Raw genomic sequence first — 15,497 nt, forward strand, 5'->3', positions numbered from 1 at the left:
GTATGCACTGATGACTTTACCTCTTACGCCTTGGTTTGACGCTCCCGATGCTGCTGCGCAAGCCAGTGCGCGTTGTGCGGCAGGAGAAATCAGTGCATCAGAGCGCGATGCGTTGGTGGACTTTATTCGCGATGGTTATGTGATTCTGCCTGAACGCATTGATGCCGCGTTAATCGATCAAATCCTTGACGATATTCAGCAAGCGCCACAACACCGCGAGCAAATTGTGCTGCGTAAAAACGGGCAGTACAGCCATCCAGGGACGTTGGGCGTGGTGGGCAGGCGCAAACGCATCATTGATTTTCACGCGTTTAGCGATGCTGCATTGCAAGTCTCCCTTGCTGCACCAATCACGCGTTTTCTCTCTCTGTTGTATGGCGAACCCGCGCTGGCGTTTCAATCACTACTGTTTCAATACGGCTCGCGCCAAGCCATGCATCGCGACCCTTACTATGTCGTCACGGGGCAGCCCGCCTTTCTCACCGCCACTTGGGTTGCGCTGGAAAATATTGTGGAAGGCTCGGGCGAGCTGGCGTACTTCGTCGGCAGCCATCGCGTGAGCGACACGGCATTCGCCAGCGGCAAAACTACATGGACGCGCCAAACGGACTCACGCGAACAGCATGAATCCCATCTCGACCGGCTGGTCAACACTTGTGAAAACGCTGGGCTGGAGCGAAAAACCTTTCTCGCCGAAAAAGGACAAATTTTAGTGTGGCATGCCGGTTTAGTGCACGGCGGCAGCCCTGTGTTAGAGCCGGAGCAAACGCGCCGCAGTTTTGTTACGCATTACTGCCCGATGTCCGACTGCCCCGCCTTCTTGCAGAAGCAGCCCACTGGAGCAGACCGCTATGCACAGGGCGATGGGTTCTATGCTTCGCGCCATTACGACATCCCCTCTCGCAGTGTAAAAAAGACTCAATTCTTATCACATTGGGAAACGCCCCAGCCTCGCAGTCAACCAAAACCATCGCTCGAAGGTTGACGACTCAGGCGGCACGACTATGATGCCCCTGTCCTTTTTTCTGCGATCTCATCATGACCACTGCCACCCTCCGTCACGACTGGACACGCGCTGAAATCCTCGCGCTGTTCGCCCTACCTTTTAACGATCTGCTGTTCCGCGCGCAGCAAGTGCACCGCGAGCATTTCGATCCCAACCAAGTGCAGGTCAGCACACTGCTGTCGATCAAAACCGGCGCCTGCCCTGAAGACTGCAAATACTGCCCACAGAGCGGCCACTACGACACCGGTCTCGACAAAGAAAAACTACTCGAAATTGAAAAAGTAATTGAAGAAGCGCGCGCAGCGAAAGCCAACGGCTCCTCGCGTTTTTGCATGGGTGCGGCGTGGCGCTCACCAGCAGAAAAAGATATGCCCTATGTGTTGCACATGGTGCGCGAAGTGAAAGCATTGGGCATGGAAACTTGCATGACGTTGGGTATGTTGGATGCCGATAAATCCACACGTTTGGCAGAAGCGGGGTTGGATTATTACAACCACAATCTCGACACTTCGCCCGAATATTACGGCGAAATTATCACCACGCGCACTTATGCTGATCGTTTAGAAACTTTGGATCATGTGCGTAAAGCAGGCATGAAAGTGTGCAGCGGCGGTATCGTCGGCATGGGCGAAACACAAAACGATCGCGCAGGTTTATTGCAACAACTCGCCAATCTACATCCACATCCGGATTCGGTGCCGATCAACAATTTAGTGAAAGTAGAAGGCACACCACTAGAAAACGAAGCAGATCTCGACGCGTTTGATTTTCTGCGCACGATTGCAGTCGCGCGTATTTTGATGCCGCAATCCTTCGTGCGTTTGTCTGCTGGTCGCGAAACCATGAATGAGCAAATGCAAGCGCTTGCGTTTCTCGCCGGCGCGAATTCCATTTTCTATGGCGAAAAATTGTTGACCACGCCCAACCCTGCCGCGCACAAAGACCAGCAATTGTTTGCCAAGCTCGGTATCAACCCGCATTTGCGCGCCGCAACAGAAACACCCGTAACAGCCACACAAGAGAACTCGCTGTTTTACGATGCTTGCGCGTAAATCAACGCATGAACCGCTGGCAACAATCATGGCAAGAAAAACTTACTGAGCGCGCCGAGAATAATTTGCTGCGTACCGTACGCGTCAATGCGTTTGATGCGCAGCGCTCTTTTATCAGCAATGATTATCTTGGTCTTGCGCAACATCCAGCCTTAAAAAAAGCACTGTGCGCTGCTGCAGAAAAATACGGCAGTGGTAGCGGCGCTTCGCATTTATTGGGCGGGCATTCTGCGCCGCATCAACAACTAGAAGAAGAACTCACCGCCTTCACCGGTCGCGAACGCGCCCTGCTTTTTTCCACCGGTTACATGGCAAATCTTGGCGTGTTGACAGCGCTGCTGCAAAAAGGCGATTGCGTACTGCAAGACAAACTCAACCACGCATCACTGTTGGACGGCGGTTTATTTTCCGGCGCGGATTTTCGCCGCTACTTGCACAGCGACATTAATAGCCTAGAAAAACATCTAACGCGCTGCGCGGACAAAAAAGTTTTAGTCGCCACCGATGGCGTATTCAGTATGGATGGTGATATTGCGCCGCTACCTGAATTAGCTGTTCTGTGCCAACAGCATCAAGCACTATTGATGGTGGACGATGCGCACGGCTTTGGCGTGCTGGGCAAAAACGGCGCTGGCAGTTGCGAACATTTTTCACTGTCACAAAACGCTGTGCCGATTTTGATGGGTACTTTCGGTAAAGCACTGGGCAGCTTCGGCGCTTTTGTTGCCGGTTCAAATGATTTGATAGAAATGCTAATTCAATTCGCGCGACCTTTTATTTACACCACCGCGCTGCCACCGGCACAAACTGCTGCGACATCGTCTGCGCTTGGCTTATTAAAAACAGAAAGCTGGCGGCGTGAAAAACTGCAAAACAATATTGCCTTTTTCAAACAACAAGCTGCACAGCGGCAACTCGCGTTGCAAGATTCTCCCACCGCCATCCAACCACTTTTGATTGGCAGCAGTGTGCGAGTTATGCAAATCGACAAACAGATGCGTCAGCGTGGTTTTTTAGTCGGCGCCGTGCGACCGCCCACCGTAGCAGATAACGCAGCGCGTTTGCGCATCACACTGTCTGCCATACACGAAGAAAAAGATATGGCACATTTGCTCGATGCCATCGTCGACTGTTTGCGTGCAACATCATGAAATCTTTACCGATTATTTTGTTACACGGCTGGGGGTTTAGCAGTCGCATTTGGCAGCCACTGTTGCAAGCTTTAGCGGTACGCGATTGCACACAAGTTTTTTGTCTTGATTTACCCGGCTTTGGCAGCGCCTTTCATGAACACGCAAACAGCAACGATGCCGTGCTGCAATACCTCGTTGAACAATTACCAGAGCGTTGTGTGTTGGGCGGTTGGTCATTGGGCGGGATGCTGGCGACACAACTGGCGGCAAAACACCCAGAACGCGTTGCCGGTTTAATCACGCTCGGCAGCAATTTGTATTTCACTGCCGATGACGGCTGGCCTGGCATGCCACGGCAAGATTTCCAACAATTTTGTCAACGATTCGACAATCAACCCGAAAAAACTTGGCAGCGATTTCTCGGCCTGCAAACGCGCGGCGATGCTGATTGCGAACGCACCAATGCTCTTATCAACACTTTGGTAGATTTCCAAGATTGCAATGCACACACCGCAACAAAAATGCTGAAATTACTTGGCGAGATAGATAATCGCGCTATTTTTTCCGTATTGCCTATGCCGAGCTTGCATGTGTTGGGTGATGCAGACGCAATTACACCTGCAGCGATTGCGCCACAGCTTTCTGTTATGAATGCACAGCAAACAACGGTAGTTTTATCGCACAGCAGCCACGCCATGCCGGTATCACACGCCGAAACCATTGCTGACCATATTTTGCAGTTCCTACAACAACCGTCAGCCGCAATTTCAAATAACTCACCAAAAAAATCTCATATCGCCAACTCTTTTTCGCGCGCCGCCACCAGTTACAACCAAGCGGCACAATTGCAAAAAATAGTCGGCGAAGCTCTGCTCGCAACTCTGCCTGATGATTTACAAGGCACAGCATTAGACTTCGGTTGCGGCACGGGATTTATCAGCGCAGCACTGCAAAAAAAACATCCTGCACTGCGTGTAATCGGCGTTGATCTCGCCAGCGGCATGTTGCAAACCGCACAACAAACACACGCTATCACAGCCGTGCAAGCGGATATGGAACAGCTGCCGTTTGCAACACAATCAACCGATCATTTAATTTCTAATCTCGCATTGCAATGGGCAGATGATCTCACGCAATGTTTTACTGAATGGCGGCGCACCTTGAAACCGCAGGGCACACTGCGTTTTACCACTTTTTTACCCAACACGCTGCAAGAACTTAAAACCAGTTGGCAGGCTGTTGACGATGCTGTGCATGTCAATACTTTTATGACACAAGAAAAAATTGTGGGTGCGTTACAGCAAGCAGGCTTTTCCTCTATTGAAACTTTCTCTGCTGCGCATGTGTTGTATTACGATCAACTGCAAGATTTGGCGCGCGAACTCAAAGCGATCGGTGCACACAATATGAATAGCGGCAGACCGCAAGGGCTGACAGGAAAAAATCGCTGGGCAACATTAATAACGGCTTACGAAATGCTGCGTACCGAGCGCGGGCTGCCCGCCACTTACGAGGTGCTGTATGTCACCGCAGCCTAATACCTTGCTGCGCATTCCGTTGCCACTACGGCAAATCGCTTTTTGGAGCGCATGGTGCGTTGCGACACTGGTGATGTTATTGCCTACCAGCAGTTTGCCTTCGGTAAATATTTGGGACAAAGCCGAACACGCAATGACTTTTGCCGGTTTGATGTTTTTAGCGTGGCTCGCTTACCAACATCGTTATTCACTCACCGTATTGGCCGCATTGCTGATTGGTTATGGCGTTGCTACAGAATGTTTGCAGCACTTTATTCCATCGCGCAGTTTTAGCGTGCTGGACATGGTGGCAGACAGCATTGGTGTTCTGTTCATGCTATTTGTACTGCGCTTGAGAAATAAATCATGAGCAAGCAGATTTTTTTTATTGCCGGCACTGATACCGACGCAGGCAAAACTTTTGTCGCCTGCCAATTATTGCGTGCCGCACAGCAGCGCGGTTTTCGCACACTGGGATTAAAACCACTGGCGGCTGGCGCAGAAAAAACTGCTGAAGGTTTACGCAATGCCGATGCGCTGTTACTGCAGCAAGCATCTTCCGTACAACTCCCCTATGAAGTGATCAATCCTTTTTGTTTTCTCGAAGCCATTGCGCCACACATTGCAGCAGAAAAGAGTGCCGCTGAAAAAATTGGTATGCAATTAAACGCGCGTGATATTGCACTGCATATTCGTCACACGCTGGATAACACCGATTTTGATTACGCAGTGATTGAAGGTGCTGGCGGTTGGCGCGTGCCGATCAATGAGCAAGAAACGCTGGCGGATGTGGCTAAGCTGTTAAATGCGCCTGTGATCTTAGTCGTCGGCATGAAACTCGGTTGCCTCAATCATGCACTGCTGACAACAGAAGCGATTACCCGCGATGGTTTAGTTTTACGCGGATGGATTGCCAATGATTTCGGCAATCCTATGCCTTATCTAAAAGAAAATATTGCGGCGCTAGAACAGAGAATTTCAGCGCCGCGTTTGTTACTCGCCTAAAAAATTACAGCGCTTCTGCGCCGGTCTCGCCGGTGCGAATACGGATCACCTGCTCAACGGCAGTGACAAAAATTTTGCCATCACCGATTTTGCCGGTATTGGCGGCACTGATAATCGCTTCTACAGCAGCGTCCACTTGGTCATCTTTTACCACCAATTGCAGTTTAATTTTTGGTAGAAAATCGATGACATATTCTGCGCCACGATACAGCTCGGTGTGGCCTTTCTGACGACCAAAACCTTTCACTTCTTCGATGGTCATGCCTTGAATGCCAATCTCACCGAGAGACTGACGCACATCATCCAATTTGAAGGGTTTGATAATGGCTGTGATCATTTTCATGCTGACGGCTCCCGCAAGTGACAAGAACAGCACACCACCACGACAGGTGGTGCGCTAATGTGAGGCAGTCTATGCAATGGCTCGTTAAAAAGCCATTGAGCAACGCCGCTTTTGTCAGCTTTCTGGCTCGTAGCAGTCGATGATGTCACGCACCAAGCCACTGCGCACAATATCGCCGCGTTCAAACTCGTGCACATACACGCTGCTCAAATTAGCAAGCCGCGCCACCGCATCGGCTAAACCGTTGGCGCCGCGTATATCGCTCTGTTTGACATCGCCATTCACCACCACTTTGCAGTTCTCACCGATGCGCGTTAAAAACATTTTCATCTGTGCGATGGAAGTATTCTGCGCCTCGTCGAGTATCACAAAGTTTTTACTGCTGAAGGTTTTACCGCGCATAAACGCCAACGGCGCGGCAACGATGCGCCCGTGACGAATACAGTAATCCACCGTACCTGCGCCGAGCCGTTCGTTGAGTATGTCGCGAAACGCTTCGATGTAGACAGCAAACTTTTCATTCACCGCACCAGGTAAAAAACCCAGTTGCTCGCCCGCTTCCACCGCAGGGCGCGTGAGGATGATGCGTTCAATCTGCCCTGATTCCAACGCCTCCGCTGCCAGCGATGCCGCGCAATAACTCTTGCCAGTACCGGCAGGGCCAATACCGAAAGTGAGGCAATGATTGCGGATGGCGGTGATGTAGCGTTGTTGGGCGGGTGTGCGTGCCATCAAGGGCAGCAGTGTGCGTTGAGCGGCGTAGGCCGTATCGAGATGGTGTTGCGACGGGTTAATTTCTACAACTTCTGCACTGCGTCGGTGTCGCTGTGATTGTCGTCGTGAATGTCGCCGCGACTCTTTCATCCCGCGATCGGTCGCATCTCGATGTGACTGTCCTTGGTGCTTTGCGTGTGATTTTCTTGCCATGGTTAACGAACCCCCCGGTCAGTTAAAAATGTCGTCAAAAATCTTTCTGAATTTTTATTTCGCAATTGCACTAATAGACATGGCAAAAAGCTCTCTGTCAACAAAAAAATAGTTAATTCACCCAGTTTTTCTCTTGTGTAGGTAGAATGCCGTCTTTCTCGCTGTGAGCAGACCGCTATGCACTTTCCTAGCTATCAGCCCGCACTCCGTTCATTTTCTCTGTTTGTAATTTTTGTTGCGGCAGCCTATTTCAGCGGCGACCTACTCACGCATACGAGCACTCAAACCCTGTCAAAATCTAGTCAAGTGCTGCACTACGGTTTGCAATGTGCGGTGTGGCTGTCTGGTGCATTCTTTTGTAACGCATTATTCAATCTCATTTTTTGGGATCGTATGTTTGCTGCATTATTTGGTGACAACCAAGTGCCGCGCTTACTGAAAAATGTTACCGGCATTCTTATCTTTGCTATCGCTATCACCGGCATTATTGGTGTGGTATTCCAAAAACCCATTACAGGTATTTGGGCGACATCTGGTGTAGTAGGTATCGTGCTCGGTCTTGCATTGCAGAGCATGATTCGCGACATCTTTGTTGGTTTGGCAGTCAACATTGATAAACCCTATGGCATCGGTGACACCATTACCGTTCATACCACTTCATTAAATAAAGGCACCGGTGCACGCGGCTTGGTGCTAGAAATTAATTGGCGCACCACTAAATTGCTGACATCTGATGCCAACATTTTGTATATCCCCAACAGTGTTATTGGCACTTCTGCTCTAACCAATCACTCCGCACCATCGACATCCAGCGAAAGCGAATTGGATTTTATGCTCGCATTCACGGTAGAGCCTGCGCGAGCCAAACGCATCTTGTTAGGCGCAGCACTCGCAATCGCACGCGAGCAAGGGCCGGTACTGCTCACACCATCACCTAAAGTGCGTATTGCGGGCACGGAGCCGGGTGGCGTGGTGTACCGTATTATTTTTATGACGACGCAAGCGCACGGCACCGCTAAAGATTTAATGCTCACCAGCGTGTTGGAACATATGCATCAGGCCGGTTTGAGCTTGGCGTACCCGCAACAAGATCTCTATCTCGCGGATATGCCACAGCGCAATGTTGAAGGTGCCTCTGCAGAAGATCGCACTCAATTACTGCAGCGCGTTGATATTTTTGCACCGCTTCAAGTGGATGAATTGCAATTTCTCGCTGACACCGGCATCCAACACCTGCTCAAAAAAGGTGAGGTGGTGTTTACCTACGGCGACAGTAGCAACGAGCAGGATTACTCGATGTTTGTACTGATGGAAGGGCTGCTGCACGCCAGCATTGAACAGGACGACCAAACACTGCGTGTGGGGCAAATCATACCGGGTGAGGTTTTTGGTGAGATGTCACTGCTTACCGGCGTCGCGCGTTCAGCAACCGTGATACCAGCCACCGATGTGGCCATCATTGAAATCACGCAGAAAGCCATGGCGGAGCTACTGCAACGGCGCCCAGCGTTGATGAATAATCTCAGTGAAATCATGGCGGCACGCAAACTGCACAACGAACAGGCCAGTGAAATATCTAGCGATACCCTGCAAGCCGATACACGCTCTAGCATCGCGACTCAGCTGTTCGACTCCATGAAAAACCTGTTCGGCCGCATCGGCTCACAAACCAACTAGCGCCAGAAACAGCGCCAATACGCTACAGGTCAGATACAGTCACGGGTATCATGTGCAGCCCCGATCGCTGTCCCGCCGAACACGACTGAACATGAAACTGCACGACTTCTCTACCCAAACACTCGCCGCTGAAGGCTTGCGCGCAGGTATGCGCCGCCTCGCTGCCAGTGTGTGCGTGGTCACCACCGTGGACAGCCATGGTCAACGCCAAGCCATGACCGCGACCTCAGTCGCCTCAGTGTCTGACTCGCCCGCCTCACTCTTGGTGTGCATCAACAGTCAATCCTCGTTGCATGACATCGTGGTCGCTGGCTGCGCGTTTGCGGTGAATGTGTTGTCGGCACATCACGCCGATATTTCTGTGCTCTGCGCCACCGGTGAAGCCGGTGAAAATCGTTTCAGCTTGGGCGATTGGGACAGCACGCACGGACTGCCGTGGCTGCGCGATGCGCAAGCAGTTTTCTTTTGCGACAGCGCGGCGCAATTGCAACACGGCACGCATTTAATTGTGGTGGGCAATGTGCACGAAGTGCGCGTGCAACAACAGCCAGTCAATCCACTGCTCTATGCCGACGGTCAATACCGTCAACTGAACTGACGCAGGAAACACTCATGAATTTTGCTGAACTGACCATTCCACAATTGGTGCAAAACGCTGCCAAAAACTTTGCTGAACACAGCGCGATTGAAGATGGCGATATTCGTCTGTCGTATGCGCAACTGGAACAAGCGCGCGTGCGCGCCGCCAAAGCATTTATCGCCGCCGGTATTCAGCACGGCGATCGCATTGCGGTGTGGGCGCCGAATATTGCGGAATGGATTACTGCAGCTATTGGTTTGCAATCACTAGGCGCAATCTTAGTGCCGGTAAACACGCGTATGAAAGGTACAGAAGCAGGCTATGTATTGCGCACCAGCAACGCCAAATTATTGCTGACCGTTTCCGGCTTTCTCGGTTTTGATTATCCCGCCATGTTGGCAAAAGAATCGCTGCCCGATTTGCAAAAAATGATTTGCCTGCGCGGCGCATCTGATAATGCGGTGGACTGGCAGGCGTTCCTCGCGCAGGGCGACAATATCAGCGACGCAGAAGTGGCTGCACGCACCGCTGCGGTAAAACCCAGCGACATTTCTGATTTGATTTTCACTTCCGGCACTACCGGCAACCCAAAAGGCGTAAAAACCAGTCACGGACAAAACATCAAAGTGTTTGCCGTGTGGTCGGATTTGGCGCGCTTAACAGAAAAAGACCGCTATTTAATCGTCAACCCATTTTTCCATTCTTTCGGTTACAAAGCGGGCTGGCTCGCTTGCTTGATTCGTGGCACCACGATTTTGCCGATGGCCGTGTTCGATGCCAAAGAAATTTTAGTGCGCATCGGTAGCGATAAAATTTCTGTCCTGCCAGGGCCGCCAACGCTGTATCAAACCATGCTCGCTTTTCCTGATTTGAAAAATTACGACATCAGCAATTTGCGTTTGGCCGTGACTGGCGCAGCGGCGATTCCCGTTTCATTGATTCACCAAATGCGTAACGAACTCGGTTTCAAAACGGTGTTGACCGCTTACGGTTTAACCGAGAGTTGCGGCATGGTAACCATGTGTCGCGATGGCGATGCGGCAGAAATTATTGCGACCACTTCCGGTCGCGCGATTCCTGATGTCGAAGTGCGCTGCGTCGATGAAAACAATCGAGAAGTCGCACGCGGCGAGGCCGGTGAAATTATTGTGCGCGGCTACAATGTGATGCAAGGCTATTTCAATAACGACGAAGAAACCGCAAAAACAATCGACAAAGATGGCTGGATGCACACCGGCGATATCGGCGTGATGGATGCAGACGGCTATTTAAAAATCACGGATCGCATGAAAGATATGTTTATCGTCGGCGGCTTCAATTGCTACCCCGCAGAAATTGAAAACTTGCTCGCCACTTGTGAAGGCGTCGCACAATCGGCGGTGATCGGTATTCCCGATGAGCGCATGGGTGAAGTGGCGATGGCCTACATCGTGCCGAAAGCAGGCGCCGATCTCACGCCAGAAAAAATTACCGCGTGGTGCAAAGAAAACATGGCGAACTACAAAGTACCGCGCCGCGTGGAAATTATTGACGCTTTCCCACTCAACGCCACCGGCAAAGTGATGAAATTTGTTTTGCGCGATCGCGCATTGGGCAAAACATAAAGCGCAAAGCATAAAACGCAAGGAATCAAAACACATGGCAATTACACGCAACACCGTGAATGTCTATCGCATGTCACCCGCAAAATGGGCAGGCATTGTTGTACTTGCGCTATTTTTTATTGGCGGGGGAGCAACACATTTTCTTTACACGGCTGATTTTTCTGCCATCGTGCCGCCGTGGATGCCCTATCCGCGTGAAACGGTATTAGCCACCGGCGTATTAGAAGTATTGTTTGCCGCGTTATTGTTTGTAAAAAAAGCGCGCCCTCTAATCAGTTTATGGATTGCCGTGTACTGTTTAGCTGTTTTGCCTGCCAACTTTTATATGTTGCAAAACAATATCCCGATGTTTGGCCACAACTTTCCGCAGGAAATTTTGTACACGCGCATTGCGCTGCAAGCGGGCGTGATTGCACTGGCCTTGTGGGCAGCGAATGGCAAAGCGCATTTAGTGCGCTACGGTTTGTCTGGTTTGTTTCGTGTTTAACGATTCAACTTTTAATTACCGGCCAAACACGCCGCCATTTTTTGACTTAAATCGCGCATAAAATCGGCATAATTTTTTGCGGATGCGCCCAGTGGATCAATCTCCACCATGCGCACGGTTTTTGCGGCACTACCCAACCAGCTTTGCACCACATCCGCACCGTGTTCTGGTTCGTAAAATAAACAGCGCACGCTGCCACTGTTGAGCAACTGCAATAATTTGGCGCGATCGCGTGCACCGGTGGCGATACTTTCATGCTGCCAAGCAGCCGCGCGTTGATTTAAGTGATAACGCTGCACCAATCGCTGATAACCGTCGTGATACACCACAAAACCCTGCGCGGCGACGGATGCAAAACGCGCAGACAATTCTGCATCCAATGCCGTCATGTCTTTTTCAAATTGTTGTTGGCGTTGACGAATTTCATCGGTTTGCTGCGGAAATATCGCGATCAATTTTTCTGCCAACATCGGCGCTTGCGCGCGCAGGGCTAAAGGATCTAACCACAGATGCGGATCGCTCTCGACACTGTGTGATGCTTCATCATGATCATGCGATTCTTCGTGCAATACATTGGGCAGCAGCGCGAGATTTTTTTCCGCTGGCAGTTGTTTCGCCCACTGCACCAACCACGGCTCCATTGCCGGTCCCACCCACAACAACAGCGCACTGTGCTGCACTTTGGCGACATCGGCAGGGCGCAATTGGTACTCGTGCGGCGACACCGTGGGCGGCAGCAACACTTGCACCTGTGTACCCGCTGGCGCAATGGCTTGCGCCATCCACGCCAAAGGCTGCACCGTAGCCAATACCACCGGTTCTGCAGCACACACAGACGACATCAACGCCAAGCAACACAGCCACAAACCGCACATCTTCTTCATCGCATTCCCCTTTCGCGCCACAGGATTTCAGGCATTTTGTTATTATCGCCTCCTTTCGTTCACTGCATCGCGCCATGTCCACGCACGCCCCCTCACACCCCACTGAAACACGGCCATCGCCTGCGTTGTTGTTGTCGGCACAGCAGGTTTGCGTGCGTGTGGATGATCGTCTGCTGCTGGACAACATTCAGTTGGATTTGCACGCGGGCGAGATCGTCACCATCATCGGCCCCAATGGCGCAGGTAAAACCACACTGTTAAAAACACTGCTCGGTTTTATCGCGCCGAACAGCGGCAGCATCACCCGCCACCGCGATTTACGCATCGGTTATATGCCACAAAAATTGGCGCTCAATCCATTACTGCCGATGACGGTGCAACGCTTCTTGCAACAAACCAACGCAACACCGGCACAGATACAACAAGCGTTGAACGAAACTGGTGTTGCAGCATTGGCGCAACAATCCTTGCATCAAATATCGGGCGGCGAATTACAACGCGTTTTATTGGCGCGCGCACTGCTACGCAAACCCGATTTACTGGTTTTGGACGAACCCGCACAAGGTGTAGATGTGTGCGGACAAGTAGATTTGTATCGCTTGATTGCAGATTTACGCGCGCGTTATCACTGCGGTGTTTTATTGGTGTCGCACGATTTGCATTTGGTGATGGCCGCCACCGACACCGTGATTTGTTTGAATCGTCACATCTGCTGCCAAGGCAAACCTGAGCATGTCAGCCGGCATCCCGAGTATTTGCAATTATTTGGCAAACACATTGCCGATGATCTCGCGGTGTACACGCATCGTCACGATCACGATCACGATGTACACGGCAATGTGCATCAAGGTTGCGCGCATGATTGAGTTGTTGTGGTTGCCGCTGCTCGCCGGTATCGGCACCGCGTTGATTGCCGGACCGCTCGGTTGTTTCGTGGTGTGGCAACGCATGGCGTATTTCGGTGAAAGTTTGGCGCACAGTGCGCTGCTCGGTGTGGCGCTCGGTTTGTGGTTGCAACTACCAATCACACTTACCGTGATTGGTGCCGGTATTGCACTCGCTGTTTTATTAGCAGGCTTACAGCAGCAATCGCGTTTTTCTTCCGACACACTGCTCGGTATTTTGTCGCACACTTTACTCTCCGGCGGTTTGGTGTTGCTCGCCACACTGCCCAATTTGCGCGTCAACTTGGATGCATTGCTGTTTGGCGATTTGCTCGCGGTCTCTCAACAAGAAGTGTTGGGTTTGGGCGCATTGATTATCGTGTTGTGTGTTGTGTTATGGCGTTTGTGGCAGCCCTTGGTTGCAATCACCGTACACGAAGAGTTAGCACAAGCCGAAGGTATTGCTGTCGCACGCACACGCACCCTGCTAATGATGATGATGGCACTCGTCGTCGCCGTGGCGATGAAAGTGGTCGGCGTATTATTGATGACTTCACTTCTGATTATTCCAGCCGCGATTGCGCAACGCTATGCGCGCTCGCCTGAGCAAATGGCGTGCACCGCCGCTGTCATTGGAGCACTCGCGGTGATTGGCGGTTTGTTGTTGTCGTGGTTTAGCAACAGCCCTGTCGGCCCTTCGATTGTATTGATCGCTGGGGGATTTTTTCTCAACACTTTATTAGCAAGTTATTTACGAAAATTTTTATGAAAAATTATTCTACTTTACTTTTTTCTATTGAAAGCCATATCGCGACGATAACACTGAATCGCCCCAGTTCTGCCAACAGTATGAACATGACAATGGGCGAAGAATTGCAAGCAGTCGCCAACCTATGCGCGCAAGATAAAGATATTCGCGCGGTGATTTTGACCGGTGCAGGCGCATTTTTTTCTAGCGGCGGCGACTTAAAAGCCTTTGCTGATTTTGGCGATGCTATCGGCGGGAAATTGCATCAACTAACCGATCACTTACACGCTGCCGTCAGTGCGCTGCTGCATATGCGCGCACCCTTGATTGTCGCAGTAAACGGCGCGGCAGTCGGCGCAGGTTTTAGTTTGGCGATGGCGGGCGATTTTGTGTTGGCCGCCGACAATGCAAAATTTGCCATGGCGTACACCGCAGCCGGTCTCAGCCCAGACGGCGGCGCGAGTTATTTTTTGCCGCGTTTAGTTGGGTTGCGTCGCGCGCAAGAATTGATGATAGGCAATCGAAAACTAACAGCGGCAGAAGCACTGGAGTGGGGCATGATTTCTCGTGTCTGCCCCGCTGATCAATTGCAACTAGAAGCGCGTGCATTGGCGCAATCTCTGGCCAGTGGTGCAACACAAGCGATTGGCACAGTAAAGCAATTATTGCTCACCAGTTTCAGCAACAGCCCTGAAGCGCAAATGGCATTGGAAGGGCAATCCATTTCGCACCTTTCTACCTGTCACGATGGGCAAGAAGGCATCCACGCTTTTCTCGAAAAACGTACACCCATTTTTACTGGCGAATAATTTTTTTATTTAGGAACGAATAACCATGACTGAAATTTTTTCTCACTCAGGCAGCACTTTCAAAAACAAAGTCGTCATCATCACCGGTGGCGGCAAAGGCGTGGGGCTAGGCATCACGCGTTGCTTTTTAGCGCAAGGTGCAACAGTCGTGATTTGCAGCCGCAGCGAGCTGGAATCACTGCCAGAAGTGAGCGGCAATCGTGCGCATTTCGTCGCTGCCGATGTGCGCGATGTCGAACAAATCAAAAATGTGGTTGATTACGCGAAAAATTCGTTCGGCAGATTGGATGTGCTGATCAATAATGCCGGTGGCGCGCCGCACACCGACGCGGCGACAGCCAGTCCGCGTTTCTCAGAAAAAATCATCGCGCTGAATTTATTGGCGCCGCTCAATTTTGCGCAAGCGGCGAATCGCGTGATGCAAGAACAAGCCGAAGGCGGCGTGATTATCAACATCGCCAGTGTCTCCGGCGAACGCCCTTCTCCTGGCACGGCAGCTTACGGTGCGGCGAAAGCGGGTTTGCTCAATCTCACTCGATCACTGGCGGTAGAGTGGGCTTCTCGGGTTCGCGTTGTAGCGGTTACCTGTGGCATGATTCGCACCGAGCAGGCACACCTGCATTACGGTGATGAGCAAGGCATTGCTGCAGTGGCAGCAACCGTCCCTTTAAACCGATTGGCAACGCCGGAAGATATCGGCAACGCCTGCCTTTTTTAGCATCACCTCTAGCTAGTTACATCAGCGGCAGCAGTTTGTTGGTACACGGTGGCGGTGAAAAACCTGCGTTTTTAGATGCTGGCAACGCACAGCACTAAGAGCCTATTTTATTTGCCCTTTTAA

Annotated in this window: 15 protein-coding genes and 2 pseudogenes; 14 read left to right on the top strand and 3 right to left on the bottom strand. The window is 51.3% G+C overall.

Going from position 1 to position 15,497, the window contains the following annotated elements; genetic code table 11:
* Positions 1 to 10 precede the first annotated feature (10 nt).
* From R3E63_01585 to bioD, 6 genes and pseudogenes are all read left to right on the top strand, one after another.
* A complete protein-coding gene (locus R3E63_01585) occupies positions 11 to 985 on the top strand; it encodes a phytanoyl-CoA dioxygenase family protein (GenBank protein MEZ5538655.1) in 975 nt (324 codons plus the stop codon).
* Between the two features lie 50 nt (positions 986 to 1,035).
* A pseudogene (gene bioB / locus R3E63_01590) lies at positions 1,036 to 1,977 on the top strand (biotin synthase BioB).
* Between the two features lie 89 nt (positions 1,978 to 2,066).
* Complete coding sequence (bioF, locus tag R3E63_01595) at positions 2,067 to 3,209, top strand: 8-amino-7-oxononanoate synthase (protein ID MEZ5538656.1); 1,143 nt, start codon at positions 2,067 to 2,069, stop codon at positions 3,207 to 3,209.
* Positions 3,206 to 4,729 (top strand): malonyl-ACP O-methyltransferase BioC, encoded by a 1,524-nt coding sequence (gene bioC / locus R3E63_01600; GenBank protein ID MEZ5538657.1) that lies wholly within the window; start codon positions 3,206 to 3,208, stop codon positions 4,727 to 4,729. The genes bioF and bioC overlap by 4 nt, the downstream gene beginning before the upstream one ends.
* Positions 4,713 to 5,078, top strand: coding sequence for a VanZ family protein (locus R3E63_01605; protein ID MEZ5538658.1), 366 nt, complete (start codon positions 4,713 to 4,715; stop codon positions 5,076 to 5,078). Before bioC ends, R3E63_01605 begins: the two co-directional genes overlap by 17 nt.
* Positions 5,075 to 5,713, top strand: coding sequence for a dethiobiotin synthase (bioD, locus tag R3E63_01610; protein ID MEZ5538659.1), 639 nt, complete (start codon positions 5,075 to 5,077; stop codon positions 5,711 to 5,713). Before R3E63_01605 ends, bioD begins: the two co-directional genes overlap by 4 nt.
* Positions 5,714 to 5,717: 4 nt before the next feature.
* On the opposite strand, the gene R3E63_01615 is transcribed toward bioD, so the two are convergent.
* Both R3E63_01615 and R3E63_01620 read right to left on the bottom strand, forming a co-directional pair.
* The gene (locus R3E63_01615; protein ID MEZ5538660.1) at positions 5,718 to 6,056 is read right to left on the bottom strand and encodes a P-II family nitrogen regulator; all 339 of its coding nucleotides are present in this window, start codon (positions 6,054 to 6,056) and stop codon (positions 5,718 to 5,720) included.
* Between the two features lie 114 nt (positions 6,057 to 6,170).
* Positions 6,171 to 6,920, bottom strand: a complete 750-nt coding sequence (locus R3E63_01620) for a PhoH family protein (GenBank protein ID MEZ5538661.1) — start codon at positions 6,918 to 6,920, stop codon at positions 6,171 to 6,173.
* Positions 6,921 to 7,160: 240 nt separating this feature from the next.
* On the opposite strand from R3E63_01620, the gene R3E63_01625 reads away from it, so the two are divergent.
* From R3E63_01625 to R3E63_01640, 4 genes are all read left to right on the top strand, one after another.
* A complete protein-coding gene (locus R3E63_01625; GenBank protein ID MEZ5538662.1) occupies positions 7,161 to 8,660 on the top strand; it encodes a mechanosensitive ion channel in 1,500 nt (499 codons plus the stop codon).
* A 91-nt stretch (positions 8,661 to 8,751) separates the two neighbouring features.
* The gene (locus R3E63_01630) at positions 8,752 to 9,258 is read left to right on the top strand and encodes a flavin reductase family protein (protein MEZ5538663.1); all 507 of its coding nucleotides are present in this window, start codon (positions 8,752 to 8,754) and stop codon (positions 9,256 to 9,258) included.
* Positions 9,259 to 9,272: 14 nt separating this feature from the next.
* Positions 9,273 to 10,844, top strand: coding sequence for a FadD3 family acyl-CoA ligase (locus R3E63_01635; GenBank protein MEZ5538664.1), 1,572 nt, complete (start codon positions 9,273 to 9,275; stop codon positions 10,842 to 10,844).
* 34 nt (positions 10,845 to 10,878) lie between these two features.
* Complete coding sequence (locus tag R3E63_01640; GenBank protein ID MEZ5538665.1) at positions 10,879 to 11,331, top strand: hypothetical protein; 453 nt, start codon at positions 10,879 to 10,881, stop codon at positions 11,329 to 11,331.
* An 11-nt stretch (positions 11,332 to 11,342) separates the two neighbouring features.
* Here the strand turns inward: R3E63_01640 and R3E63_01645 are convergent, their stop codons facing one another.
* A complete protein-coding gene (locus R3E63_01645) occupies positions 11,343 to 12,215 on the bottom strand; it encodes a metal ABC transporter substrate-binding protein (protein MEZ5538666.1) in 873 nt (290 codons plus the stop codon).
* A 74-nt stretch (positions 12,216 to 12,289) separates the two neighbouring features.
* Between R3E63_01645 and znuC the strand changes: the two genes are divergently transcribed.
* The 4 genes and pseudogenes from znuC to R3E63_01665 all read left to right on the top strand — a co-directional run bounded on the left by znuC (position 12,290) and on the right by R3E63_01665 (position 15,472).
* Complete coding sequence (znuC, locus tag R3E63_01650) at positions 12,290 to 13,081, top strand: zinc ABC transporter ATP-binding protein ZnuC (protein MEZ5538667.1); 792 nt, start codon at positions 12,290 to 12,292, stop codon at positions 13,079 to 13,081.
* The gene (locus R3E63_01655; GenBank protein MEZ5538668.1) at positions 13,074 to 13,868 is read left to right on the top strand and encodes an iron chelate uptake ABC transporter family permease subunit; all 795 of its coding nucleotides are present in this window, start codon (positions 13,074 to 13,076) and stop codon (positions 13,866 to 13,868) included. The genes znuC and R3E63_01655 overlap by 8 nt, the downstream gene beginning before the upstream one ends.
* Positions 13,865 to 14,656: an enoyl-CoA hydratase-related protein gene (locus R3E63_01660; protein MEZ5538669.1), complete on the top strand. Its 792-nt coding sequence runs from the start codon at positions 13,865 to 13,867 to the stop codon at positions 14,654 to 14,656. The genes R3E63_01655 and R3E63_01660 overlap by 4 nt, the downstream gene beginning before the upstream one ends.
* 25 nt (positions 14,657 to 14,681) lie before the next feature.
* Positions 14,682 to 15,472: pseudogene (locus R3E63_01665) on the top strand (SDR family oxidoreductase).
* The last annotated feature ends 25 nt before the right edge of the window (positions 15,473 to 15,497 follow it).

Source organism: Pseudomonadales bacterium (assembly GCA_041395665.1).
In the GTDB taxonomy this organism is placed as follows: domain Bacteria; phylum Pseudomonadota; class Gammaproteobacteria; order Pseudomonadales; family UBA7239; genus UBA7239.

Coding starts and splice junctions, on each gene's coding strand:
- R3E63_01585 (MEZ5538655.1), top strand. CDS start 11: ATGACTTTACCTCTTACGCCTTGGTTTGACGCTCCCGATGCTGCTGCG.
- bioF (MEZ5538656.1), top strand. CDS start 2,067: ATGAACCGCTGGCAACAATCATGGCAAGAAAAACTTACTGAGCGCGCC.
- bioC (MEZ5538657.1), top strand. CDS start 3,206: ATGAAATCTTTACCGATTATTTTGTTACACGGCTGGGGGTTTAGCAGT.
- R3E63_01605 (MEZ5538658.1), top strand. CDS start 4,713: ATGTCACCGCAGCCTAATACCTTGCTGCGCATTCCGTTGCCACTACGG.
- bioD (MEZ5538659.1), top strand. CDS start 5,075: ATGAGCAAGCAGATTTTTTTTATTGCCGGCACTGATACCGACGCAGGC.
- R3E63_01615 (MEZ5538660.1), bottom strand. CDS start 6,056: ATGAAAATGATCACAGCCATTATCAAACCCTTCAAATTGGATGATGTG.
- R3E63_01620 (MEZ5538661.1), bottom strand. CDS start 6,920: ATGAAAGAGTCGCGGCGACATTCACGACGACAATCACAGCGACACCGA.
- R3E63_01625 (MEZ5538662.1), top strand. CDS start 7,161: ATGCACTTTCCTAGCTATCAGCCCGCACTCCGTTCATTTTCTCTGTTT.
- R3E63_01630 (MEZ5538663.1), top strand. CDS start 8,752: ATGAAACTGCACGACTTCTCTACCCAAACACTCGCCGCTGAAGGCTTG.
- R3E63_01635 (MEZ5538664.1), top strand. CDS start 9,273: ATGAATTTTGCTGAACTGACCATTCCACAATTGGTGCAAAACGCTGCC.
- R3E63_01640 (MEZ5538665.1), top strand. CDS start 10,879: ATGGCAATTACACGCAACACCGTGAATGTCTATCGCATGTCACCCGCA.
- R3E63_01645 (MEZ5538666.1), bottom strand. CDS start 12,215: ATGAAGAAGATGTGCGGTTTGTGGCTGTGTTGCTTGGCGTTGATGTCG.
- znuC (MEZ5538667.1), top strand. CDS start 12,290: ATGTCCACGCACGCCCCCTCACACCCCACTGAAACACGGCCATCGCCT.
- R3E63_01655 (MEZ5538668.1), top strand. CDS start 13,074: ATGATTGAGTTGTTGTGGTTGCCGCTGCTCGCCGGTATCGGCACCGCG.
- R3E63_01660 (MEZ5538669.1), top strand. CDS start 13,865: ATGAAAAATTATTCTACTTTACTTTTTTCTATTGAAAGCCATATCGCG.